At 65.8% G+C, this 23,759-nt stretch carries 17 protein-coding genes; 7 read left to right on the forward strand and 10 right to left on the reverse strand.

Translation table 11 applies throughout. From position 1 onward, the window contains the following. Positions 1-14: 14 nt before the first annotated feature. Both KY501_RS30265 and KY501_RS30270 read left to right on the forward strand, forming a co-directional pair. Complete coding sequence (locus KY501_RS30265; RefSeq protein ID WP_224367020.1) at positions 15-665, forward strand: 2OG-Fe(II) oxygenase; 651 nt, start codon at positions 15-17, stop codon at positions 663-665. Beyond that, positions 662-1,327 carry an SRPBCC family protein gene (locus KY501_RS30270; protein ID WP_224367022.1) on the forward strand — a complete coding sequence of 222 codons (666 nt, stop codon included), beginning with the start codon at positions 662-664 and terminating at the stop codon, positions 1,325-1,327. The genes KY501_RS30265 and KY501_RS30270 overlap by 4 nt, the downstream gene beginning before the upstream one ends. Here the strand turns inward: KY501_RS30270 and KY501_RS30275 are convergent, their stop codons facing one another. The 8 genes from KY501_RS30275 to KY501_RS30310 all read right to left on the reverse strand — a co-directional run bounded on the left by KY501_RS30275 (position 1,328) and on the right by KY501_RS30310 (position 13,114). After that, the gene (locus tag KY501_RS30275; protein WP_224367024.1) at positions 1,328-1,741 is read right to left on the reverse strand and encodes a hypothetical protein; all 414 of its coding nucleotides are present in this window, start codon (positions 1,739-1,741) and stop codon (positions 1,328-1,330) included. A gap of 90 nt (positions 1,742-1,831) precedes the next feature. Then, positions 1,832-3,067 carry a carbohydrate porin gene (locus tag KY501_RS30280; protein ID WP_224367026.1) on the reverse strand — a complete coding sequence of 412 codons (1,236 nt, stop codon included), beginning with the start codon at positions 3,065-3,067 and terminating at the stop codon, positions 1,832-1,834. A 25-nt stretch (positions 3,068-3,092) separates the two neighbouring features. After that, positions 3,093-5,792 carry a glycoside hydrolase family 9 protein gene (locus KY501_RS30285; RefSeq protein ID WP_224367028.1) on the reverse strand — a complete coding sequence of 900 codons (2,700 nt, stop codon included), beginning with the start codon at positions 5,790-5,792 and terminating at the stop codon, positions 3,093-3,095. A gap of 142 nt (positions 5,793-5,934) precedes the next feature. Continuing rightward, entirely contained in the window at positions 5,935-8,571 is a 2,637-nt protein-coding gene (locus KY501_RS30290) for a glycoside hydrolase family 48 protein (protein ID WP_224367030.1), read from the reverse strand. A 381-nt stretch (positions 8,572-8,952) separates the two neighbouring features. Further along, on the reverse strand, positions 8,953-10,038 hold the full coding sequence (locus tag KY501_RS30295) for an ABC transporter ATP-binding protein (RefSeq protein ID WP_224367032.1): 1,086 nt from the start codon (positions 10,036-10,038) through the stop codon (positions 8,953-8,955). A gap of 10 nt (positions 10,039-10,048) precedes the next feature. Further along, positions 10,049-10,897: a carbohydrate ABC transporter permease gene (locus tag KY501_RS30300; protein ID WP_224367034.1), complete on the reverse strand. Its 849-nt coding sequence runs from the start codon at positions 10,895-10,897 to the stop codon at positions 10,049-10,051. Beyond that, positions 10,897-11,844 (reverse strand): carbohydrate ABC transporter permease, encoded by a 948-nt coding sequence (locus KY501_RS30305; protein WP_224367036.1) that lies wholly within the window; start codon positions 11,842-11,844, stop codon positions 10,897-10,899. The genes KY501_RS30300 and KY501_RS30305 overlap by 1 nt, the downstream gene beginning before the upstream one ends. A 31-nt stretch (positions 11,845-11,875) precedes the next feature. Then, on the reverse strand, positions 11,876-13,114 hold the full coding sequence (locus KY501_RS30310; RefSeq protein WP_224367038.1) for an ABC transporter substrate-binding protein: 1,239 nt from the start codon (positions 13,112-13,114) through the stop codon (positions 11,876-11,878). A 302-nt stretch (positions 13,115-13,416) separates the two neighbouring features. Between KY501_RS30310 and KY501_RS30315 the strand changes: the two genes are divergently transcribed. Next, positions 13,417-14,754: a GH1 family beta-glucosidase gene (locus KY501_RS30315; protein WP_224367040.1), complete on the forward strand. Its 1,338-nt coding sequence runs from the start codon at positions 13,417-13,419 to the stop codon at positions 14,752-14,754. Positions 14,755-14,770: 16 nt separating this feature from the next. Continuing rightward, positions 14,771-15,886: a LacI family DNA-binding transcriptional regulator gene (locus tag KY501_RS30320; RefSeq protein ID WP_224367042.1), complete on the forward strand. Its 1,116-nt coding sequence runs from the start codon at positions 14,771-14,773 to the stop codon at positions 15,884-15,886. On the opposite strand, the gene KY501_RS30325 is transcribed toward KY501_RS30320, so the two are convergent. Further along, the gene (locus KY501_RS30325; protein WP_224367044.1) at positions 15,883-16,527 is read right to left on the reverse strand and encodes a PilZ domain-containing protein; all 645 of its coding nucleotides are present in this window, start codon (positions 16,525-16,527) and stop codon (positions 15,883-15,885) included. The two genes, KY501_RS30320 and KY501_RS30325, sit on opposite strands and share 4 nt — an antisense overlap. 174 nt (positions 16,528-16,701) lie before the next feature. On the opposite strand from KY501_RS30325, the gene KY501_RS30330 reads away from it, so the two are divergent. The 3 genes from KY501_RS30330 to KY501_RS30340 all read left to right on the forward strand — a co-directional run bounded on the left by KY501_RS30330 (position 16,702) and on the right by KY501_RS30340 (position 22,232). Continuing rightward, a complete protein-coding gene (locus KY501_RS30330) occupies positions 16,702-17,694 on the forward strand; it encodes a carbohydrate binding domain-containing protein (protein WP_224367045.1) in 993 nt (330 codons plus the stop codon). A gap of 159 nt (positions 17,695-17,853) precedes the next feature. Further along, positions 17,854-20,271, forward strand: coding sequence for an ABC transporter permease (locus tag KY501_RS30335; protein ID WP_224367046.1), 2,418 nt, complete (start codon positions 17,854-17,856; stop codon positions 20,269-20,271). 338 nt (positions 20,272-20,609) lie between these two features. Further along, entirely contained in the window at positions 20,610-22,232 is a 1,623-nt protein-coding gene (locus KY501_RS30340) for a hypothetical protein (RefSeq protein WP_224367048.1), read from the forward strand. A 24-nt stretch (positions 22,233-22,256) separates the two neighbouring features. Here KY501_RS30340 and KY501_RS54020 read toward each other — a convergent pair whose 3' ends face one another. Further along, a complete protein-coding gene (locus KY501_RS54020) occupies positions 22,257-23,576 on the reverse strand; it encodes a beta/gamma crystallin-related protein (protein ID WP_224367049.1) in 1,320 nt (439 codons plus the stop codon). Positions 23,577-23,759 lie beyond the last annotated feature (183 nt).

A 23,759-nucleotide genomic window follows, 5' to 3' on the forward strand; every position in this document is an offset into this window, starting at 1 on the left:
AAAGTCCCGGGGCCATGAGCTTTCAGCTTCCCTGGGACGGGGCCTTCCGGCTCCAGCAGTTCGTCCACCGCACCTCCGAAGCCTTCCCGGCGGCCACGGTCGAGTCCATCCGCCAGGCGATCCTCACGTCCCCGCTGCTGGACGAGAACCACCTGACGGATCAGTTCGTGGGGAGCTACGGCTTCTCGATCTCGTTCTGGCGAGAGTCGTTGCCGGAGGTGAAGGAGCGCTTCCCCGCGTTCGTCCCCTTCCTGGACACGGCACTGCTGACGAGCTGCAACGTGTTCCTGCTCAACCCGCTGTTGATCCAGAACGGGCGCGGGGTGAGTACCCACCTGGATCGAAGCCTGATCTTCTACGACGGCCGGATTGGCGGGCCTGTGGCGGTGAGCGTGCTCTACGTGCAGGTGCCGCAGCCGCTCGCGGGAGGAGAGCTGCGGCTGTACCACCGAGGCCGCCAGGTGGAGGCACTCTCGCCGATGCAGGGCTCGTTGGTGATGTTCCGAGGAGATCTGGTGCACGAAGTCGTCTCTGTCTCGGCCGGCGCTCCAGCGCTGTCGGCCGCGCGCATCAGCCTGGTGGTGGAGCAGTACCGCGTGCCGGAGAGTCTCCGGACGGCGGTGCCTCGCATCGAGCTTCGGGCGCGCGGAGGGGTGCTGGAATGAACGGCGAGTTGGAGTTGGGGGTATGGTTTCCCCAGGCACCCGCGGAGCTCTTCCAACTGGCCTTCGGTGACGGGCTGGTGCTGCGACGCTGGTACGGGGCGCCTCCGGGCTGTCACCGCACGGGGGGAGACAACGGGGCGGAACCGGGAGAGAAGTTCCAGGTCGAGATGCTCGACGCGGACGGTACGCCCTTCGTGCAAGAGGGGCTCATGTATCAGGTGGAGGAGGGCCAAAGCCTGATGTTCGAGCTGAAGTGGAAGGGAGGGCCACTGGATGGAGGGAAGGCGCTCGCCACCCTCTCGCTTCATCCCGCGGAAGGAGGCACACGGTTCGAGGTGCGCCAGGGCCCCTTCACGAGCACGGAGATGATGGAGGCGCACCGGACGTATTGGGAGGAAAACCTGAAGCGCCTGGTGCGAGTCGCCGCGGGGGAAGCGGTGCCGTGCTTCGAGGAGTTCTGGGAAGAGTCACGCGGCTTCATCGAGCCGCTGGGCATCGCGGCCTACACCCTGCTGGCTGCATTGAGGGAAGCCGGAGCTCCGCCCGAGGTCATCTCCCAGACCGAGGAGACACTCTACGCCCACCTACCCCGCCTACCGGAGGAGACCGCATCGGTGCTCGGGGCCGTGCTCCGGGCCCGCTTGAAGGATCCCTCCATCTGATCAGGCCTTCGGCGGCGACTCCGCGGGCAACTCTGCCAGGAGGAAGAACCCATCCTCCACGACCATCGGACTCTTGCTCTGGCCGGGAGTCCAGCCTCGTGAGAGCGCGATCCGGATGAGGCCGGCCGCGACGCGCGGGGTGTTCAGGTTCACATCGAGTCCGGACGAGCCGGAGGTCCAGACGACGCCAGCCTGCGGGTAGCCAGAGCTCTGCCCCACCCCATCGGGGAAACGGATGCGCACCGGACTGGCGTGATAGCCCTCCAGGAAGGCAGTGAACACCTCGCGGCACCGACTTCCCCCCACCCCTTGGGAGGGATCCGGTGGCAACGCGAGGTGATCGTGCTCCACCTTCCAGAGATAGGTCACCCCCTCGACGACGATCTTCCGAAGGGGCTTTCTTTTCGCGCTCATCGCTCCACTCCTCCCCCCTACTCTACGCCGCCGCCCCGCCCACGTCCCGCCGCGCGCGCTACCGGCCCTCCTCCAGCGCTCCGAGCCGACTCACCACCAGGCTTCGCCCTGAAGCCCCACGGAGGTGCCGGCTGTCGCGTTGCCATACACCTGGCGCAGGCGCGAATCGCCAAAGCTCAACCGAGCCGCCTGGTTCCACACGGCCTGCGTGACGAACAAGCGGATGGTGGGGCGCGAGCCCGCATCCTGGCCAGCGGACACCGCCGTCGCGAGGGTGAACTTGGTCATGTTGCGCGTGTGCGAGCCATCATCCGGCTTGACCACGTCATGACCCGCCTCGAACAGGACACGGAAGGGGCCGACGATGCGAGTATCCGCGCGTGCGCCCACGGCGAGCCACCGGTTGCCGGAATTGCTGGCGGCCTTCCGGACGCGGTACTCGGCCAGCCCGTCGATGGTGACGGGGCCGATCGTGTGGCTCTGCTGCAGCACCACGCGGCCGTTGCGCGTGGAGCCGAGCGTGTCCCACCGGAAGCCCACGAGCGTATCGCCCCCCAGCAGTACTCCCTTCAGCGTCTGGTACACGCCCAGGCCCAGCCCCTTCGCCTCATCGGACGGCGTGGTGGGAGGATCGGTCGTCTGATCCTCCGTGCTGAGTTGGAGGGAGGGGGTGACGTACACAGCCAGCTCCCCGTTGGGCATGTCCGGGATGTTCGTGAGCCGCACGGGCAGCGTGAAACGGTTGCTGGTGGCATTCCCCCGGGGGTTCAGCATGGCGGCGATGCTGAGCTTGCCGATGACGACGTTCATGTCCTCGACGCCCGCTCCATCTCCGTCGTTGATCTCCAGGAACTGGTCGTTGATGCCCGTCTGGAGGCGGTTGTAGTAGCGGCGGCCCGCCCAGGCCTTGCCGTGCCCCAGCACCGCGATGTTGGTGCCATAGGCATACACCTGCCCGAAGCGCGCCACGAGCTCGTCCGTGCCGCTGTCAGGCAGGGCGGGACCGCCCGGCGTCGTATAGGTCTGGAACTCCTTGCCGCCCCACGAGCGATAGATTCCAGGCATGAAGTGCACGTGCCAGGAAGACTCCTCGTAGGTGACGAGCTTGGCGCTGAAGCTCGGCTCGACGACGTAGTCGCACTCGTTGCCCAGACGGAACTTGGTATCGGCTCCGGAGAGGCCGTAGCACACCTGAGTGCCACCTCGGGCATTGATGCCAATGCCGGCGCGCATGTAGCCCGTGAAGTCGATGGTGGGCAGTTCAGCACGGGCTACACCTGCGGTACACGTAGCGGCGAGGGCCGCGATCAACGCTGAGTTCTTCATGGGATTTCCTTGCTGAGTGAGGAAACTACGGCTCGGCGCCCCAGATCAGGACGCCGCCACGGAGCGCCGTCATCCGGATCCAGGGAGTGAACGCTGTCTTGGTGGGATCGAACGAGTAGTCGTTGCTCTCGTCGAAGTTGGACCAGTTGCTCTTGTTGAGACGAATCTGGAACTCGCCACTGTCCTGGCCCGGAGCCACCGAGCCAGCGCCCGAGGTGAAACCGAGCTCGAGGTAGTGGGTAGCTCCTGTCTTCGGAGTGGCCAACGGCACCACGGTGGAGGTGACGTTCGCGCAGCCCGCGACGGCCCAATCACAGGAGACCTGGACGGACTCCCCGGAGTCCGGCGTGAAGTAGTAACGCACCTTCAGCTCGCTGAGGGCGACGCTGGCCGTTCCACCGTTGGCGATCTTGAAGTGAGGCTTGATCTGGTTGTTGGCCGGTGAATTGGCGTCCGCGTCGCGGTACAGGACCGAGACGCTGGACGGGGGCGCCGATCCGGTGGTGGCGGAGGCCTCCGAGGAGGCGGCGGATTCATTGCCGGACGTGTCGACGGCCGTGAGCTTGTAATAGTAGGTGGTCGACGCGCTCAGGCTGGCATCCGAGTAGGTGCGTCCCACCACGCCAGAGGCAATCCGGTTCGCAGCCGAGGGCGTGAAGCCGCTGCTCGTGGAGCGGTAGAGGTTGTAGCCCAGCAGATCGGCCTCGGTGTTGGCGGTCCAGGCCACCTGGATCTGCGACGCGGCCGCGGTGGCCGTCAGGCCGGCAGGCTGCGCGGGAGGAGTCGAGTCGGTCGGAGCAGAGCCCGGCTCGATGCCATAGAGCCGAACACCGTCCTCGTAGACGGGGATGTAAGGAGTCTTGACCGGAGTGGCGCCCACGTTCACGTAGGACGGATCATTGGCCGGATTCCAGGGGACTCCCGCCGGGGCAGCGATGCGGAACTGGGCCTCCTTGCGGTACGCGGACTGTCCACCGGGGTAGACGGCCGTGCCGGAGAAGTCCACCGTGACGTAGTAGATGTTGCCGGACCACCGCACGAGCGGCAGGACCTTGGCTCCCTGGCTGTAGTTCATCGTCACAGCCAGCTCCGAGGGCGAGTGTCCGCTGGCGATGACCTCGGAGAGATCGACGAAGTACCGGAACGAGAGCTTGTCCGACACACGCGCCGGCCAGCCGGAGATGTTGTGGATGAACGCCCGGATCTCCGTGAAGTTGGAGCCCGTCACATTGAGGCCCGCCTCCACGAAGAACGGATCCGTGGTGGGCGTCTCCTTCACGGGGAAGGTGGGGTCCGGCGTGCCGCCATAGAGGAGGTACATCCGAGCCAAGGCACCGGTGAAGGCCGCGTTGTAGTCGGTGGCCACCTCGTTGGAGACGTAGTTGGACCGGTCATCCGCGTAGGCATCGGCCGAGTCCGGCCCGCCGACCAGCGCGCCATAGAGGACGTGCCGGCTCTCGGTGGGGTTGGAGATCTGATCAGTCCACGAGCTGTGCGCCGTGCGGTGGTGCGGGTTGCGGGGAGGATTCACCCCGAAGCCCACCACGTAGCTCGAGTTGCGGGGGTTCTCTCCCAGCATGTAGCGGACCTGCCGCGAGGCGAAGTCGCGGTAGCGCGTGGCGCGCGCCGAATCGCTGGAGGCGATGTCATCCGCGTAGACGAACGCCAGGAACGAAGCGTTGGCGGCATAGCGGAGGCTGCCCCACGTATCCAGCCAGGCGAGCCCGCCCGGGGTGTAGCGGATCCGCTCTCCGTTGTAGCCCGTGGACCAGAAGTCCAGGTTCCGCTCGACGGAGGTCTTGTAGACGGCCTTCCCGGTGATGCGGGCGAGCAGGAGCTGCGCGCCATACGTCTTGCCATCCCAGCTCTGGGTCCACTTGTAGGCCCAGTTGGAGGACTGTCCTTCATTGCCCCAGTTGGCGGTGTAGCTCTCGGCCTTGCTCAGATAGGTGCTCTGACCGGTGGCCAGATACAGCCAGGTGGCGGCCCAGCTCAGCTCGTCCCAGTAGCCGCTCCAGGAGTTGTAGAAGGACTGCGCATCCGTGATGCAGTCGGAGTACTTGCCCCGATACGTGTCCGCGAAGGAGAAGAGCTGCTGGGCGTGGGTCAGCAGCGTGGCCGAGTAGGCCGGGTCGGACTCCTTGAAGACAATCGAGGAGGCAGCCATGGCAGCGGCCGTCTCCCCCGCCAGATCCGAGCCAGGACAGGAGGCGCTGATCTTGTAGGCGGGCCGGGCCATCTGCATCGCCTCGGCCGGTCCCCACCACGAGTGATCCGTATTGCCCGCCCCGACCTGGCCATACAGCTCATTGGGAGCGGTATGCGCCTTGATGAAGTAGTCGTTGACCCAGCGGAGGTTGTCCCGGATGGCGTTCAACTGCCCGCTTTGTTGATACGCATCCTCGTATTCATAGACAGACCAGGCCAACAGCGTCGCGCTCGCGGCCATGGGCAGACCAAACTTCACATGGTCTCCGGCGTCGTACCAGCCACCGGTGAGATCCTTGCCCACGTCAGAGCCGTCCTTCAGGCCCGAGTTGCCTCGCCAGCTCACCCGGTTGTTCGCGGGCAGGGGGCCGGACCTCTGGGCCTCATAGAACCAGACGGACTTCTGCAGGGCCTCTGCGTAGTTGAACGTCTGGGCCTGCGCGGGCAGGGAGCTCACGACGGACGACAAGCCCATCAGGAGCGCGGCGGGTGTAGCCAGCAAATGCTTGCGCATCATGGGTCAGTTCCTCGGCTGCGGCTGTGGCTCAACAGTTCAACCCATACGTCATGCGCGGCGGCAGTCGGGGGGAACCCTGCCGCCACGCACCATGAAAAACAGGCGGCTCCCCGGACTCAGCCTCCGGGGAACCGCCCTCCCCTTACTTCACTACGATGTTGCAGGTGTAACCCTCCAGGGAGACACCGCTGGGCACAGGCTTCGCCCCGCTGTAGCTCGCCTGGAAGCCGGCTTCGACGTTGCCGTTGACCGGGACCGTCGAGTTCCACAGAGGCGTCACGGCGACCGAGCGCCCCGTCTTGGTGAAGGTGCCATTCCAGGAATTCGTCAGCGTGAAGTCATTGGTGGCCGTCCAGCTCACCTTCCAGTTGTTGATGGGCTGGGTGCCGAAGTTCTGCACGATGACGCGCCCCACCTGGCCGTTGCCCCAGTCATTGCTGGTGTCCACGGTAACGGTGCATGTGGCGGGAGGCGGGATGTCGTTGTCCAGCTCCGCGGCATTCACCGGCACCGGCGTGAGGCCGGTCGCCGCCAGTTGGAACACAGCCGTGCCGTTGGTCAGGTCCGCATCCTCTCCGGCCGAGAGGGTGACCGTCTGCCCCACGCTCCAGTTCGACGGCGTGAAGGTCAGCGTGGAGGCGGTGGCCAGGAACAGGTCCGCGTCGCCGGAGACCTTGGTGATGTTGACGGTGACGTTGCTCGTGGGGGCCGCGGACAAGCTCACCGTGAAGCTCTTGGAGCCGCCCTCGGGCACGCTGAGATCGTTCGCGGAGGCGATGATGGACACGGGGGGAGGCGTCACCCCATCCAGCAGGCGGCCGTAGTCCGCCATGGCCAGGGCGATGTCCGCCTGGGCCCAGAAGCGGTGGTAGGTGAACTCGGGCACCGCGCCTCCGGCCAGGTAGCTCTGCACCTTCGCCCAGTCCGGATCCTGCTGGAACTTCGGGCGGAGGCTGAGGAACGTGGAGTTCGCGTCGACCGTCGCGCCCTGGGCGTTCTTGCCCGTCCAACCGGTCGGCACGAAGACGCCGTCGCCCGTCGCCGCGTTGTAGGCATCATCGAAGCGCTTGTAGTCCTCACGCTTCTCGGGCACGGCCACGCCCTTGGACGTCTGGTAGTTGGCCCACATCCGGTCGAGCAGCTCCTTGGCCAGGGTCTTCGCGCTCACGCTGCCGGAGCGGGCGGCGTAGAAGGTGAGCGTCCGCGCGAAGGCGGCGGTCACACCCACGTCGGTGGTGTAATCCACGATCGAGACGTGCAGGTTGCTGTTGGTGCCCGGGGTGGTGGGGTTCCACGTGTCGGGCTCGCCCGTCCACTGGAGGGTGCTGGGGATCTGGTACTTGCCATCCGCGGTGAGCGTCGTGTTCGCGGAGGCCCAGCCCACCCACTTGTCCAGGAGCTTCTTGGCCTTGGCGTCACCCGTGACGTAGTAGTACTCGGCCACGCGCTGCACGGACCACGCCTGGAACCCGAACCACTGGTTGCTGGCGGGATCGTGGTAGACGGGCTGCCAGTCGTAATACATGCCGTAGAAGCTCGAAGCGCTCTCCGGCTGCGCGTACCGGCCATTCCAGCTGTTGGTGGCACCACCCGCGAAGCCACCCTCGGCCGACTGCAACCACGTGTAGAACTCGAGCTGGCGCTGGAGGCTGGTGGCCCAGTCGGTGACACCCGTCGCGGACTGAGGCCGCGCGAAGGACGTGGTGCTCAGGATGTAGGCCGCCATCGGGTTCTGATAGCCGAAGTGCGAGTGGCTCGAGCCGATGCGCCAGGCCCACCCGCCGCTGGTGTCCAGCGCACCGCCCCACGAGTAGTACCAGGACATCAGGTAGTGCATGCTGTTCTTGCCGGTGCCCGCGGGGCAGGCCGTCTCGCCAATGCACTGGCCAATGCGCTTGAAGTACTTGTCGAACATGGCGTAGCGCAGGTAGTCGCCCATCTTCCCCGCCTTCTTGGCGGTGTCGGCGACCAAGCTCTCCTTGCCCTGCTCCCTCGCCCAGACGTAAGCCCAGTACGCGGCCTGGATGGCGCGCGCATCCGCGTCCGGCGCGTTGGTGTAGCGCCACTGCTTGGAGTAGCTGGCGTCTCCCGTGAACAGGCTCAGGAAGCCCTGGCCCGTCTTGCCCCAGTTGAACGACTCACAGGAGGGGTGCGGCACCGTCTCCCAGACGGACTCCTGAGCCCCGCGCTGGAACGTGTTGATGTACGACGGAGACGTCGTCCCGTCGCCGCAGCGGCCGTAGCCGTACCAGTTGTCCACATCCAACAACCAGTGCATGCCGTAGATGTTGCTGTTGCCGTACGCGCTCTGCAGCTCGCCCGCGATCGGATCGCTCCCCACCCCCACCTCGGTGCGCAGGGTGGACGGGTACTGGTTGGGCAGATCCCACTCCGCGGCATACGTGGCGGGCTTGTTCGCCTGGTAGAACGAGTTGGTCGGCTGATCCGCCTGCGCGGGGATGATGTACTGCTCCATGTTGGCCCAGGCGTTGTTGAAGGGCGCCCAGTCCCCCGTCACCCGGCCGTACATCGCCTCGAGCCACAGCCAGTAGCTGTAGGCCTCGGAGGTCGTCTCATGCCCGTGATCCGGAGCCTCGACGATCAGCGTCTCGACGGAGTGGTAGGGCACTCCCTTCGGGCTGAAGTAGCCATTCGCCGGGTTCTTGATCTTGTTGTAGTGGTCGAGGAATCGCTGCGTATAGGTGGACTCCGCGGCAGCCGTTACGGCTTGTTGCGTGGGAGCCGCCTTGGGAGAGGCGGCAATTGCTTGCCCAGGCATGGCGAGCGCCATGGAGAGACAGAGCGCCTGTTTGACGGCTGAGGTAATTGAACGCAGGCCAAAAGACATCACTTCCTCCTTCGAGAGGGATCGGACTCAGGGCACACGTGTAGCGGTGTATGAGACGACCAACGAGCGGCACGAGGCTTCAAACCGATGTCAGAAGACACCGGTTCTGCTGGACGCGCTTCCCATCGCGGAGAAGGTCACACGGAAGAGTTTGGGATGAGCGGCGTTACGGAGGCCCGGGCGGTGTGTCTGTCGCTGCCCGGATACCCGTTGATTCTTCTAATACATCCGTGAACGCCGAGAGTCAAAGCAAAACAGCTTTTCCTGGTTGATGGCTGTGTTTAGGTTGAGAACAGTGGAGCGGAGCAAGCCTCACGCCAGCCGCGCACCATTCTGCGGAGAGAACAGGGAGACGCGCCGCCCGTCGACGCGGATGGGCAGTGGAGCATGGCGCTGAATCTTTTCACCCGTGGGGAGCCGCGCGGTGATCTCGCTGTCGCCGAGCGACATGAGCACGAACACATCGGGCCCGGTGGGCTCGGACATCAACGGCACGGCCTGGATCGTCCCGGCACCGCCTCGCTCGGCGGGCATCACATGTTCGGGACGAAGACCGAGCACGACAGGGCTGCCCTCGGCCAACGCGGGCGGGCCTTCCAGTCCGGGCAGCGGAATGACGACATCACGGCAGGCGATGGCCGGGCAGTCCCCACTGCGCGTGAGGCGGCCGTCGAGGAAGTTCATGGTGGGCGCACCGACGAAGGACGCGACGAAGCGGTTGGCGGGCCGCTCGTAGATGACCTCCGGCTTGTCGCACTGCTGGATGCGGCCCTGGTCGAGCACAACGATGCGCGTGGCCATCGTCATGGCTTCGATCTGGTCATGCGTGACGTAGACCATGGTGCGGCCAATCCGCTCGTGCAGCCGCTTGAGCTCCACGCGCATGTCGGCGCGCAGCTTGGCGTCGAGATTGCTGAGCGGCTCGTCGAACAGGAAGACAGAGGGCTGGCGCACCAGGGCGCGGCCGATGGCGACACGCTGCTGCTGTCCGCCGGAGAGCTGCGCGGGCCGACGGTCGATGAGGTGCTCGATGCGCAGCAACTGCGCGACGGAGTCCACCTTGCGGTCGATCTCCGCCGAGGGGACCTTGCGCATCTTGAGCCCGAAGCCGATGTTCTGGCGCACCGACATGTTCGGGTAGAGCGCATAGGACTGGAACACCATGGCGATATCGCGCTCGTCCGGCTCGAGCTGCGTCACATCGCGTCCCCCGATGAAGATGCGGCCGCTGGTCGCCGGCTCCAGGCCTGCAATCACATTGAGCAGGGTAGACTTGCCGCAGCCCGAGGGCCCGAGCAGGACCAGGAACTCCCCGTCGTCGATCTGCAGCTCCAGGTCATCAATGATGACGAGCGAGCCATAGGCCTTGCGAACGGCTTCCAATCGGATTCCATGCATGGGGAAACCCTCAGCCTTTGACGGCTCCCGCGGCGATGCCGCGGACGAAGAGACGGCCAGAGAAGAGATAGACGAGCACGGTCGGCAGGGCCGTCAGCATGGTGGCGGCCATGTTGAGGTTGTATTCCTGCTCGCCAAACTGCGAGCCAACCAGGTTGTTGAGAGCCACGGTCACCGGCTGGCTCTCGGGGCTGCTGAAGGTGAGGCCCAGCAGGAAGTCATTCCAGATGTAGGTGAACTGGAGGATCGTCGCGACGGCGAAAACCGGCAGGGACAGGGGCAACATCACGTACCAGAAGGTGGCGAGGAAGCCGGCTCCGTCGATCCGCGCGGCCTTGAGCAGGTCCCCGGGCACGGATTGGAAGAAGTTGCGGAACAACAGCGTGACGAAGGCCATGCCCCAGATGACGTGAACCAGCACAAGGCCAGGCATGGAGCCGAACAGGCCCAGCTCACGGACGAGCACGATCATCGGGTAGAGCGTCACCTGGGGAGGAATGAAGAGGCCGATGAGGAGCGCCCCGAACAGGAAATTGGCATGGCGCACCCGCCACAGGCTGAGCGCATAGCCCGTCAGGGCTCCCAGCCCGATCGACAGGAAGAGCGACGGCAGGACGATGACGACAGAGTTGACGAAGCGCCCCGACAACCCCTCGCTGGAGCCGTCCTCCAGGGGAGCACCGTTCCAGGCCTTGCCCCAGGCGGCCAGCGTGGGCGAGTGCGGCAGCGCGAAGAGGCTGCCATCGCGGATCTCGTCCATGGACTTCAAGGAGGTCGAGACCATGATCAGGATGGGCGCCAGCATCACCAGCGCCGCGGAGGCCAACAGCAGGTAGAGGATGACTCGCTGGTAGCGCATCACGCCTCCCTCCGCTGCGAGCGCAGCTCGGCGTAGAGGTACGGAGAGACGACCGCCGCGATGGTGCACAGCATCATGACGGCACCAGCGGCCCCCAGCCCCAATTCCTGGCGGTTGAGGATGTGATCGACGACGAAGCGCCCTGGCAGATCCGAGGAGAAGCCCGGGCCTCCGCCAGTCAGCGCCACGACGAGATCGAAGGACTTGAGGACCAGCGCCGACAGCAGGACGAAGGCCGAGAAGAACACCGGCCTCAGCATGGGGGTGATGATGTTGGCGTAGACGCGCCAGGTGGGGATGCCGTCGACGCGTGCCGCCTTCCAGATGTTGGGATCGATGCCGCGGAGGCCGGCGAGAAAGAGCGCCATGCACAGCCCCACCTGCTGCCAGATGCCGGCGAGGGTCAGCGTGTAGACGGCCCGGTCAGGCCGGACGATCCAGTTGAAGACGAAGTCCGTCCAGCCCAAGTCCCTCACCGCATCCTGGATGCCGAGCGTGGGGTTGAGCAGCCACTGCCAGATGGTCCCCGTGACGATGAACGACATGGACAACGGCAGCATGAACACGGTGCGGAAGAAGCTCTCGCCCCGTGTCACGCGGTCAATGAGGATAGCGAGCACGTAGCCGAGGACGATGCAGCCCAGGATGAACAGCGTGCCATGAAGCGCGAGGTTCCCCATCGCCGTCCACCAACGGTCGTTGGAGAACAGGCGGCGGTACTGGTCCAACCCGACGAAGTCATAGACGGGCAACAGCCGCGAGCGCGTCATGGAGATGACGGCCGTCCAGCCAATGAAACCGTAGAAGCACACAGCCGTGATGAGCGCGGCCGGAACGAGCGCGATCCTCGCTGCCGTGCCTCCGGACAGTCGCAGACGCCTTCCGCTCGGAGGTGACTCCGAGCGAGGTAGCGCCACCGCGGATGGCGGCTGTTGTGCGTTCATCATGGAAGGATCCACCCGGCCTGGCGACGCGCGCTCACTTCGCGCTGGCAATGGTCTTGATGAAGAGCGCGCGCCCCTGCTCGGGAGTCATCGACTTGGTGTTCCAGAACTGGGAGATGACATCGTCGATGGCGCCGGACAGCGAGCTCGGCAGGCCGAAGAGGCCGGAGCTGGCCAGCTGCGCCTTCGGGTCCTTGAGCGTCTCGATACCCAGCTTCGCGCAGACATCGAAGGAGGCATCCGTCACGTCCGTCCGCACGGGGATGGAGCCCTTGGCCTTGTTGAAGGCCACCTGGACCGCGGGATCCATGAGGATGTTCGCCAGCAGCTTCTGGGCATCGCGGCCCGGCTTGTCCTTCACATTGGCGAAGGCGAACGCGTCCACCGTCATGATGTAGCCCTTGTCCTTGGCGGGAGCGAGCGCGCACCCGACCGTCGTTCCGGGCTCGATGCCGGCCGCCACGAACTCGCCCTTGGCCCAGTCCCCCATGAACTGGAAGGCGCCCGTGCCCTTCATCACCATGTTGGCCGCGAGGTTCCACTTGCGGCCCGGGCTGCCCTCGTCGACAAACTCGCGCAGCGCCGCCACGGTCTTGAAGACCTCGAGCATGGTGTCGGACTTCAGCGCCGCTTCATCCAGTTCGCCGTAGACCTTGAGGTAGTGGTCCCGGCCGCCCACGCCCAGCAGGACGGAGTTGAAGAGGATGCGCTCCTGCCACGGCTCACCGCCCAGCGCGATGGGGGTGATGCCCGCCGCCTTGAGCGCCTTGGCGGCCGTGATGAACTCGGGCCACGTCCGAGGCACCTCGACCTTGGCCTTCTTGAGGGCGGCGGTGTTGTAGAACATCCAGTTCTCGCCGTGGATGTTGAGCGGCGCGGCGATGTACTTGCCGCCGTGCTTGGAGGCCTTGGCAATCACCGGCGGCAGCACGGCGTCCCACTTGCCCGCGTCCGCCACTTCCTGGACGTCACCCACCAGCCCTTGGTCCGCCAGCTCATCGAGCTGCTTGCCAATCGAGTACATGAAGGCCGTCGGCGGCTTGCCGCCAATCATGCGGTTGACGACCGCGGCGCGGGCATTGGAACCACCGGCGATCGGCGTGTCCTTCCAGGTGCCTCCCTTGGCCGTATAGGCAGTGCGAACCTTGCTCAGCGCAGCGGATTCACCTCCTGACGTCCACCAATGAAGCACCTCGGCTGTCTGGGCCTGGGCGGTGACGGAAATCATCAGCACTGCAGAAGCCCATCCCGCGAAAGCCTTGATTGCTGGCATTACGATCCTCCCCGTTGGTATATGACTTCAGAAATCGTAACGTTTCGATTTTGGATTCGTCCCATAAGTTATAGCCGGCAGTCAATGCCGTTTTGCCGAGGAAGCGAGAAATGCGTCGGTCCAGAATCGGACGATGAGAACGTTTCGATTTCGAGCGAAGATGCGACGCGGCGCAGCACGCATGAATCAACGCAGCGCAGCAAAGACTAGCAACGCAGCGCGGCAACGAGACGCAGCGACGCAGTGCGGCAAGACCAACGGTAGAGCTGTCTGACAATGCAGAGCAAGGAGGAGTGCCACAAATGACGATGCGTTTTCCCGAGGGCTTTCTGTGGGGGGTGTCCACCTCCAGTTACCAGATCGAGGGCGGCGCCCCGGACGATGGCAGGGGGCGGAGCATCTGGGACACGTTCTGCGCGACGCCTGGCAAGGTCGCCAACGGAGACACCGGGCAGGTGGCCTGCGACCACTACCACCGCTACCGGGAGGACCTGGACCTGCTGAGAGATCTGGGCGCCAAGGTCTACCGCTTCTCCGTCATGTGGCCGCGGGTGATTCCGGATGGAGGGGGGATGGTCAACCCCAAGGGGCTCGACTTCTACGACCGCATCGTGGATGGGCTGCTCGAGCGCGGCATGCGGGCCTGGCCGTGCCTCTATCACTGGGATCTCCCGCAGACGCTGCAGGACCGCGGTGGTTGGGCCAATCGGGACATCGCCGGCTGGTTCGCGGAGTACGCAGCCGTCGTGGCCCGGCGGATCGGCGACCGCGTGGAGAACTGGGTGACCTTCAACGAGCCGAGCGTCTCCGCCTGGGTCGGCTATGAAGAGGGGCGTCACGCGCCAGGGCTGACCGACCCACGTGCCGCCGTACGAGCCGCGCACCACCTCAACCTCGCGCATGGCCGGGCTGTCTCGGTGCTGCGAAGCCTGACGCCCAAAGCGGGCATCGGCACGGTGATCCCGATCCACAAGGCTCGGCCGTTGCCGCAGTTCAAGGAGCGGGACGGGCACCTGGCCGCGCTCTTCGAGGACAAGTGGAACGGCGTGTTCCTCGATCCCATCTACCGCGGGCGCTACCCCGCGTCGCTGGAGGCACGGTTCTCCGAGCACGTGCGCGACGGGGACCTGGCGGAGATCCACCGGCCCATCGACTTCCTCGGCGTGAACCACTACTTCCCCAGCTACGTCCAACCCTCGGTGAAAGGCGCCTGGCCTTTCGAGTTCGCGGATCCGCCGCTCTTCTTCCGCCGCACGGAGACGAACTGGGCCATTGATGGACAGGCCTTCTATGAAGCCCTGCTGATCGTCAAGGAGCGATGCGGCAACCCGCCCGTCTACGTGACGGAGAATGGGGGCGCCTTCATCGACGTGGTGGGCCCGGACGGCCGGGTTGACGATCAGGACCGTATCGCCTATTACCGCGAGTACCTGGCCGGACTGCAGCGCGCGATTTCGGAGGGGGCAGATGTCCGTGGATTCATGCCCTGGTCGCTGATCGACAACTTCGAATGGGCGGTCGGCTACGAGAAGCGCTTTGGCCTGGTGCATGTGGATTACCGGACGCTGAGGCGCACACCGAAGGCGTCTTTCGACTTCATGCGGAAGGTGATTGCCGCGAACGCATTGCCCCGCGTCTGAACCCGAGCCGAATGCCGTGAGCACCAAACGAGGGAAGCACCAGGGAAGCAATGGAGTGGGTCGGGCGGATGGGGAGCGTGCGAACCTCAAGACGCTGGCGCAGCACCTGGGGCTGTCCATCACCACGGTCTCCCGTGCGCTGAAGAATGGCCCCGAGGTGCGGCCCGAGACGATCGCTCGGGTGAAGGAGGCTGCCGCCCAGTTTGGTTATGTACCGAACATTGGCGGCATCCACCTGCGGACGGGCCGGACGCTCAAGGTGTGCTCCATCCTCTACGCCCCCGAGGTGGGTGACTACGGCGAGCCGGGCTTCCTGGCCCAGGTCGAGAGCCTGTCCAACGGCCTGGAGACCTCGGGCTACAACCTGATCGTCCTGGCGCAGACGGGCCACCAGACGCCGCTGGAGCCGGTCCGCAAGGTCTACGATCAGCGGCTCGCGGATGCCGTGGTCTTCTCGCGCACCCTGCCCATGGACGAGCGGGCCCGCTTCTGCCTGGAGAAGGACTTCCCCTTCGTGAGCTTCGGCAGGACGGAGCTGCAGACCCCGCACGCCTTCGTCGACCACGACGACGAGAGCGCGGTCTTCGATGCCGTCGTGCACCTGGCCCGCGGCGGCCATCGCCGGATCGCCCTGCTCAACCCGTCCGGCGGCTTCAACTATGTCGGCCTGCGCTTGCTCGGCTACAAGCGGGCGCTCTCCGAGGTGGGGCTGCGGTGGGACACGGGCCTGGTGTACGAGGGCGATCTCTCGGTGCGCGCCACCCGTGAGGTGATGAAGCAGCTGCTGCAGCGCGATCGCTCGATCACCGCGGTGATCTGCGCCAACCAGATGTCCATCGTGGGCGCGCTGGAGGGCCTGCTCGAGAGCGGAATGGACGCGCAGCGGGACGGCGTGAGCATCGTCGGGTTCGGCGGCATGCCGTTCCTCACGCTCTCCGAGCAGCCCGTGACGTACTACTACCAGCCGCAGCGGCGCGTGGGAGAGATCCTCGCCCGCCACCTGACCGCGCTCTTGAACGGCGAGCCCGCGTCGAACCTGCAGACCGTGCTGCCCTACATGCGCATCGAAGATCTGCGGCTGTTCCGCACCCAGGGCGACGTCGATCCGACCCGGGTGCCGCCGAAGCCCTAGCGATCGGACACGGCGCCCTCCAGGAGGCGCTGGATGGCCGTAGCCTGTTTCGCTTCGTTGCCGATGAAGCGCAGGCCCAGGCCCTGCTCCTCGCCCTTCTTCCCCTGCCAGACCACGCGCGCTTCGAGCCAGGTGCCGCCCATCCCGAACAGGCCGCCGTCCACCTTCAGCCACACCGGCTCGCCCTCCTTGACCTTGCCGAGGCGGCTCACGACGAACGCGCCCGTCTGCGACAGATCCCTCAGCTCCCCGGCGATCTGCCGGTTCGCGACCTTGAGCTGGCAGCCCTTGCGAAGCGAGAGCCGCTCGCGCAACGCCGTGCCCATGGACAGCGGGCGCTGCGCGCAGAAGGCGATCATCTCCGCGGCGCGGCGCTTGTGGTCTCCGGCGAAGCTCACCAGGAAGCCGCCCACGCCATCGCGGCCGATGGCCCGCCCTCCTGTCGCCGCGACGCCATGGAGCTCGAAGCGCTCATCGCCTTCGCCGAAGGTGATCGTCAACCGCACGCGCGTCCCTTGAAGAACTCCACGAGAAGTCGGCACGAAGAGCGTCAGCGTGCCTCGCTCGGTCTTCGCCGCGGACAGCAGGGCGCGGCGGGAGGCGTACTGAACCTCGAGCGATGTATCGAAATCGTCTGCCATGGCCCGATTATTGGCATGGCCCGCGCTCCGTTCAACGCCAGCGAAACTCTCGATCTCCAACGGTCTGAGAGGAGATTGCATTGGCAATTTCTGAAGGGTGGGCCTTGCCGGGCACATCACTCCTGGCAACCTGTTGCCGGCCCCGCTCGAGCGACAGTTCGGAAAGGTGTACCCATGCACTTCAATCTTCGGAAAACCTGCGGAGTGGGCTTCCTGGTGCTGTGCCTGGGACAGGGCTGCGGAGAGCCCCACGCGCCCGTCATCGGCCCCAACCTGGTGAGCAACGGCTCCTTCGAGGCCGAGCTCGCCGGGTGGTGGAGCTGGACGGACTCGACAGGAGGCAAGGCCAGCACCGGCGCCGAGGCCGCGGACGAGGGCCGCGCCGGGCTGGTGCTCTACAAGGGCAAGGACGGCTTCAACTCCATGGTGGGCCAGACCACGGAGCTCCACCAGGCGTGGGAGACCTACGAGATCCGCGCCCGAGTCAAGGGAGCCATCGGCGGCGAGCACGTCACCTTCAGCTACCACGGCTATGGCTTCGAGGTGGTGGCCGAGCCCTACTGGCAGACGGTGTCACAGTTGGTGCTCCTGCCCGAGCCCCAGGACGACTCCAACGCGCGCATCAGCGTCACCACGGACGAGGCCACCGCGTACGTGGACACCGTGTCCTTCGCGCTCGCGGACGTGGAGCGGGGCACCGCGGACAAGGAGAAGAACAACCTGATCCACAACGGCTCCTTCGAGAGCCAGCTGGGCCTGTGGGCCCTCTGGACGGACTCCCCGACTGGAACGGCCACCACGACACCGGACGCGCGGGTCTCCGGCTACGCGGGGCTCGTGCTGAGCCGGGGCACGGAGGGGAGCTACACCCTGCTCAAGCAGTCCCTCCGGGATCCGGTGTTCTCCCAGGAGCAGTACCGCATCGAGGCCGATATCTGGGGGGCGACTGGCTTGGAGCAGGTCACCATCTGCCTGCAGCTCGACCGCGAGCCGTATGCCGGCCCTTGCGTCGCCATCCCCCTGGCCATCGACCTGCAGCACCTCTCTCAGACGGTCACCATCGATGATGCGCTGAACAACGAGAACATCAGCGTGGTGGTGTCCCTGAGCAGCGAGGGCACTGCCTACCTGGATGACGTGATCGTCGTGCGCACCCAGGGCCACTAGACGGGCCCAGCCGCTGGGGGTGGGCTGTCCATCGCCGGACACCCTCGTCCCAGAAACGCACAGGTGGGATCCTCCGCCATCCTACTTGTCGAGGAATCTCGGGCACTTGTGGCCCCTGGCGCGGGTGGCATGCTCCTGGCTCAGGAACCCCCAGCTGCCATGGACACCTTCCTCCAAGATCTCAAGTTCGGCGTGCGCAACCTGCGGCGCTCGCCCGGGTTCACCCTGGCCGCGGTGCTGGCGCTGGGTATCGGTATCGGAGCGAACACCTCGCTGTTCAGCGTGGTGAACTCGGTGCTGCTGCGGCCGCTCCCCTTCCCCGACTCCGCGCAGCTCGTCTCCATCGAGGGCCGGCACGAGCGCGAGGGCTCGGAGAAGCAGGGGCTCTCCCGGCCGGACTTCGCGGACGTGCGCGCCGGCAACCACTCCTTCACGGAGCTGGGGGCCTACGCCACGTCCGGAGTGACGTTGACCCAACTCGGAGAGCCCGAGCGCCTGGAGGCCGCCTTCATAACCTCGGGCTTTTTCACCCTCCTGGGCGAGAAGCCGCTCCTGGGCCGGACCTTCACCTCCAATGAGGATCCTCCCGAGGCGGCCCCCACCGTGGTGCTGTCCCATGGGTTGTGGGTGCGCCGCTTCTCCGCGGATCCGGGGGTGCTCGGCCGCATGATCCAGGTGGACGGCGTGGCGCACGAGGTGGTGGGCGTGATGCCGCCGGACTTCGACTTCCCGCGCCAAGCGCGTGTCGTCCAGGCATGGCTGCCGCTCAGCCGCAATGATCTCATCCGCACCAATTGGGACAGCCGCGGCGCGCAGCTCTTCGAAGCGCTCGGCCGGCTCCGCCCGGGTGTCACCCTCGAACAGGCGCAGGCAGAGCTGAAGGCCCTGGTGGCGCGGCTGGAGGAGGAGCACCCGGACACCAACGAAGGCCGGCGGGTGGACGTGGCCGGACTGCAGGAGCGCCTCTCTGAAGAGGGCCGCAGGCCCCTGCTGCTGCTGCTGGGCGCCGTGGCGTTCGTCCTGCTCATCGCGTGCGGCAACCTGGCCAACCTGCTCCTGGCGCGGGCGGCGGCGAGGCACAAGGAGTTCGCCATCCGCGCGGCGCTCGGGGCCGGCGGCAGCCGAATGGTGCGCCAGTTGCTGACGGAGAGCCTGCTGCTGAGCACGCTCGGGGGAGCCGTCGGATTGCTGATGGGACTGTGGGGGGTGGACTTCCTGGTGGCCCTGCTGCCGGACTCGCTCCGAAACGTCCAGGCGGTCCAGATGGATGGACGGGTGTTCGCCTTTGGGGCAGCGCTGTCCATGCTGACGGGCGTCCTCTTCGGCCTGGCGCCCGCGTTGACGGCAGCCCGAGCGCGGCTGTCGGATGCGCTCCGCCAGGGCCGAGGCACCAGCGCGAGCCGGACGCAGCAGCGAGTACGGGGCGTGTTGATCGCGGCGGAGGTGGCCATCGCGCTGACGCTGCTGGTGGCAGCGGGGCTGCTGGTACGAAGCTTCTGGCGGCTCCAGTCCGTGGACGTGGGCTTCCAGATGGATGGCGTGACGACGCTGCGCCTCGCGCTGCCAAAGGCGCGATATCAGGACCGCGCTGCATTGACGGGCCTGCTCTCCCGCGTCGGCGAGCGGCTGCGGGCACTTCCGGGAGCGGAGCGCGTGGGGTTTGTCTTCCCGGAGCCCTTCTCCACCTCGACCATTGGCCTGAGCGTGGAGTTTCCCGGGCGGCCCGAGAGCGAGAAGCAGTCCGCGCACTACCGCGCGGCGGATGAGGGGTACTTCGCCACGCTGGGCATCGCCGTCAAGCGGGGGCGCGTGTTCACCCCGAGCGACACGGCCACAGCGCCCCAAGTCGTCGTGGTCAACGAGGCGTTCGTCCAGCGCTTCTTCCCCCACGAGGAGCCGCTGGGGCAGTCGATCATCATCGGCTACGACGAGCCGGTGCGGAGGCAGATCGTCGGAGTGGTGGGCAACACCCGCCCCTACGGGCTGGAGCGCGCGCCCGAGCCGGAGTTCTACGCGCCCTTCGTGCAGACGCCCTGGCCCGCCGCGACGATCGTCGTGCGCAGCCCGCTGCCCAAGGCCGTGCTGGCCGCGGCGGTGCGGCAGGAGGTCTGGTCGGAGGACTCGCTCCTCCCCGTGCCCGAGCCCACGACGCTCGAGGAGTTGCTGGCGCTTTCCATGGCCGGCCGCCGCTTCCAGATGTCGCTGCTGCTCGTCTTCGCGGGCGCGGCGCTGGTGCTGGCGATGCTCGGTGTGTACGGCGTCATCGCGTACGGAGTGACACAGCGCTACCAGGAACTGGGGGTGCGGCTGGCGCTCGGCGCGCAGCCTGGCGATGTGCTGCGGCTCGTCATGGCGCAGGGGATGAGGCTGTGCGCCATGGGGCTCGGAGTGGGCCTGATCGCGGCGTTCTTCATCGCGAGGCTGATGGAGAGCCTGCTGTTCGAGGTGGGCAGCTCGGATCCGTGGACCTACGGAGCGATCGCCGCGCTGCTGGCGGCGTCTGCCGCGTTGGCCAGCTACCTGCCAGCGCGGCGGGCCACCCGTGTTCCCCTCACAACCGCGCTGCGCTCCGACTAGCGTCACAACCCAGACCATGCGCCTCTCTCTGATCTAGCGGGAGAAGGCACATGGATTTGGACAGCACCCCTCTGGCGAGGCCAGCCGCCGCGCACAACCCTTCGAGTCCCTCCTGGCAGGGCGGAAAGGCGATCCGGCTCAGACCCTCACGCTGGCTGGTATCGAACCAGACGAATCATTGGCTGAAGATCTCATGCCCCCATGGCACCATCCTGTGTCTCTCGCCCCTCGAGCGTGACCGGGAGGTCTCTCTCAACGAACTGAGGGTATTCCGCCTCGAGGACCATGAGCGGGCGGGGGACGTCTCGCTCCTTCCCAAGGCGTTCCATCAAGAGCACATGCTGCTCTCCATCTTCAGCACCGGATGCGGGTTGGCCACACTCTGCGGCCTCTGTGGTCTGGTGCTGGAGGTGCTGCAGCGGCTCAAGCTCATCAAGAGCGCCCCTGGAAGGGTGTTCCTGGTGGTGGCGGCGACGCTCCTCCTGGGGTCGCTCTTGCTGGGGGGGCTGGTCGACTACCTGCGAGCCAAGGAGGGTATCCCGCGGACGCTCCTGAACTGGACGCACAAGCAACTGGACAGGCTCCTGCTCTTCGTCATTTGCACCCTGGTGCCAGCCATCGTGCTCTTCTCGGCTGATCACATCCAAGACCATGTCCGGCAGGTGATCTCCTCCCCCCTCACGGCGGACCGCACCAGCCTGTGCATCGTCGTCGGGCGCCTCCTGCAGTTGGTCTTCATCACCCTGTTCTCGGTGTTCCCCGCCTTGCTCTTCTTCGCTTTCGACCGCGAGCGACTGGGAACCCTGCGTGAGAAGTTCACCGCCCAGCTCTTCCGATTCGACCCGAGCGTGAAGAGCAAGCGGGACATCTCGGCCCGTTATGGCCGGCAGATGGACGAAGTCTATGGACCCGAGCGGCACAACGGCACCGTCCGCTATCTCCCCTCCAGGCGCTCACCGCTCTTCGTGGCCTCGCTGATGCTGGCGCTGGGCTGGACGCTCACGTTCCTGAGCACGGACGTTCCACCAGACTCCAGCGGGGGGACGGATCTCCTCGCCTACTTCGTGCCTCGGCCCCACCCGCTCACCTTTGGTTTCCTCGGCGCGTACTTCTACTCGCTGAACACCCTCTTCCGCGGCTACGCGCGTCGAGACCTCCAGCCCAAGACCTACAGCCACATCACCATCCGCATCTTCCTGGTCATGATCCTGACCTGGGTCCTCGAGGAACTCTGGGCGCTCCCGGTGATGGAGCGGCTCCAGGAACAGCACATGTTGCACGCCCTGGTGTTCCTGGTCGGCATTGTCCCCGAGACAGGCCTGGTGCTCATCCAAGAGACGGTCCGAAGTTCGGCGAAGGTGTTCAAGCGCGTCCTGAGGTTCCAGAGCGCCCCGATCATCGACCAGCACGCACCGCTCACGAGCCTGGACGGGATCGATCTCTATGACCGGGCCCGCCTGCAGGATGAAGGCGTCACGAACATCGAGGGACTGGCTCACCACGATCTGGTCGAGTTGATGCTGCAAACGCGCATTCCGGCTCCCCAACTCCTGGATTGGGCCGATCAGGCCATCCTCCACCTCCATACCAACGTCAGTGGGCGGAACGAGGAGCCGCCCAGGATGCTCGATACTCTGCGCCAGTACGGCATCCGCACGGCAACGGACCTCCTGGATGCCCATGAGAAGGCCGTGCACCGCCACGAGGAGGTGGCCTTCCTCTCCATCCTCTCGCCTTGCGAGATGCAAGGAGCCCTCCGGATGCAGACCCTGCTCGACGCCATCCACAACGAGGAATGGATCGACAACCTCCGCTGCTGGCGCAAGCCGTATGCCTTCCAGGTGCGGCAACTGAAGCCTCCCGCCCAGAGCGCCAACCCGCCGGAAGCAGAGAAGGCGCCACCCGCGCGCGGCCGTGGCACCAGGAAATACGAGCCCATGCTCACCACGGTGAGCACCTGAGCGGAGGCTCACCAACTCAATGGCTCACTGAACCCTGAAAGAGGAGATGGTGTTGTCGTTGCCGGTGTTGGCCAGGTTGCTGTTATCGGCCGTGAACGTCCACGACGACCCGTCGAAGGCGCCATCCTGGTAGGCCGTCACGGTTCTGCCGGCAGGCACGCGAATGGACGAGATGCTGTCGTTGACGATTCCCGCTGCCTGCATCTGCGCGATGTTGTAGCTGCCAACGCCCAGCGTCACCCCGGCACCGCCGAAGTCGCGGTCGGGATAGAAGGTGACGCCCGACTCAACCACTGTGATCTTGAAGGAAGAGATGGTGTTGTCGTTCCCGGTGTTGGCCAGGTTGCTGTTGTCGGACGTGAACGTCCACGACGGCCCGTCGAAGGCGCCATCCCCGTAAGCAACCACCGTCACCCCAGCAGGCACCTGAATCGAGGAGATGGCATCATTGGGGATCCCCGCCGCTTGCATCTGCGAGATGCCGTAGCTGCCGGGCGGCAACGAGATGCCCACGCCGCCGAAGTTCGGATCCGAGTAGAAGGTGGGCATGGGCCCCGTGTACGGAGCGGCGCTGCCCAGGGACCGGGGAACTCCATTGAAGGTCACCGTCTTGACCGTGTTGTTCGGACTGCCGCTCAGTTCCTGCGGGGTATAGGCCCCCAGCGTCTTGGACACCCGTTCGACGACGTAGATCCCGTTGGCCACCGTGTTGAACGTGAACGCGCCGCTGGAGGAAGTAGTGACCAGCGCGTTGTCCGCCAACCGCCGGACCTGGACCTGCTGCGTCCCCCAGGGGTTCACGACCGTCGCCGGATTGCCGTACAAGCTCTTGATGCCGACGTATTTGATCTCGCTGCTCTCGCGCTCCGAGCTGACCAGGAAGCCCCCACTGGCCAGCAGCGTGAACTTGCTGTTCAGCGTCGCGTCTCCCGGCACGGCCGGAAACACGCGGATCTTGTCGTCATGGCTCTGCAGCAACGACTCGTTCAGGGCGTTCAGGTGAACGCCCAGGTACTCGAACTCACCGTTCGTGTTCGTCGTCCGCCCATTCGGATAGTCCTGGTACCGCTGGATCATGGCCTTCATGCCCGCGTAGGCCTCATCCCCCAGCCCCAGCCGGGCCGCCTGGATGGGAGCGGGATCCCACACGTTGTTGCCCCCATACTGGAACGGGCGGCTGTAGTAGTTGTTGATCAGCACCTGCTGATCCGATGCACCGATGCCGGTGACCGCATAGGGCCAGGCCAATTCCAGAACGACGTTCTCGTTGTTCCGGTTCGAAGACAGCGGAGGCGTGTGGGGGAAATACCGAGCCGGATTGCTGGGATCGACCGGATAGGCCACCAGGTTGTTCAGGATGTTCTGCCACTGGGCGCGCAGAGTGCTGTCCAGGCCCAGTTGCTGGCTAAGGAGCCGCGCAGAAATAAAGTTTCAGTTTGGCCGGAGGGTGTAATTCCACTCACCATGGAAGTTGGAGCGCTCAAGGTGAAGGGCGGCCATCTGCTCGCGGCTGACGTCGACGCCTAT

Origin of the sequence: Hyalangium versicolor (assembly GCF_020103695.1) — a bacterium.
Lineage (GTDB): Bacteria > Myxococcota > Myxococcia > Myxococcales > Myxococcaceae > Hyalangium > Hyalangium versicolor.

Bases quoted from the DNA above. Each gene is read 5' to 3' on its own strand.
- KY501_RS30265 (WP_224367020.1), top strand. From the start codon at position 15: ATGAGCTTTCAGCTTCCCTGGGACGGGGCCTTCCGGCTCCAGCAGTTC.
- KY501_RS30270 (WP_224367022.1), top strand. From the start codon at position 662: ATGAACGGCGAGTTGGAGTTGGGGGTATGGTTTCCCCAGGCACCCGCG.
- KY501_RS30275 (WP_224367024.1), bottom strand. From the start codon at position 1,741: ATGAGCGCGAAAAGAAAGCCCCTTCGGAAGATCGTCGTCGAGGGGGTG.
- KY501_RS30280 (WP_224367026.1), bottom strand. From the start codon at position 3,067: ATGAAGAACTCAGCGTTGATCGCGGCCCTCGCCGCTACGTGTACCGCA.
- KY501_RS30285 (WP_224367028.1), bottom strand. From the start codon at position 5,792: ATGATGCGCAAGCATTTGCTGGCTACACCCGCCGCGCTCCTGATGGGC.
- KY501_RS30290 (WP_224367030.1), bottom strand. From the start codon at position 8,571: ATGCCTGGGCAAGCAATTGCCGCCTCTCCCAAGGCGGCTCCCACGCAA.
- KY501_RS30295 (WP_224367032.1), bottom strand. From the start codon at position 10,038: ATGCATGGAATCCGATTGGAAGCCGTTCGCAAGGCCTATGGCTCGCTC.
- KY501_RS30300 (WP_224367034.1), bottom strand. From the start codon at position 10,897: ATGCGCTACCAGCGAGTCATCCTCTACCTGCTGTTGGCCTCCGCGGCG.
- KY501_RS30305 (WP_224367036.1), bottom strand. From the start codon at position 11,844: ATGATGAACGCACAACAGCCGCCATCCGCGGTGGCGCTACCTCGCTCG.
- KY501_RS30310 (WP_224367038.1), bottom strand. From the start codon at position 13,114: ATGCCAGCAATCAAGGCTTTCGCGGGATGGGCTTCTGCAGTGCTGATG.
- KY501_RS30315 (WP_224367040.1), top strand. From the start codon at position 13,417: ATGACGATGCGTTTTCCCGAGGGCTTTCTGTGGGGGGTGTCCACCTCC.
- KY501_RS30325 (WP_224367044.1), bottom strand. From the start codon at position 16,527: ATGGCAGACGATTTCGATACATCGCTCGAGGTTCAGTACGCCTCCCGC.
- KY501_RS30330 (WP_224367045.1), top strand. From the start codon at position 16,702: ATGCACTTCAATCTTCGGAAAACCTGCGGAGTGGGCTTCCTGGTGCTG.
- KY501_RS30335 (WP_224367046.1), top strand. From the start codon at position 17,854: ATGGACACCTTCCTCCAAGATCTCAAGTTCGGCGTGCGCAACCTGCGG.
- KY501_RS30340 (WP_224367048.1), top strand. From the start codon at position 20,610: ATGCTGCTCTCCATCTTCAGCACCGGATGCGGGTTGGCCACACTCTGC.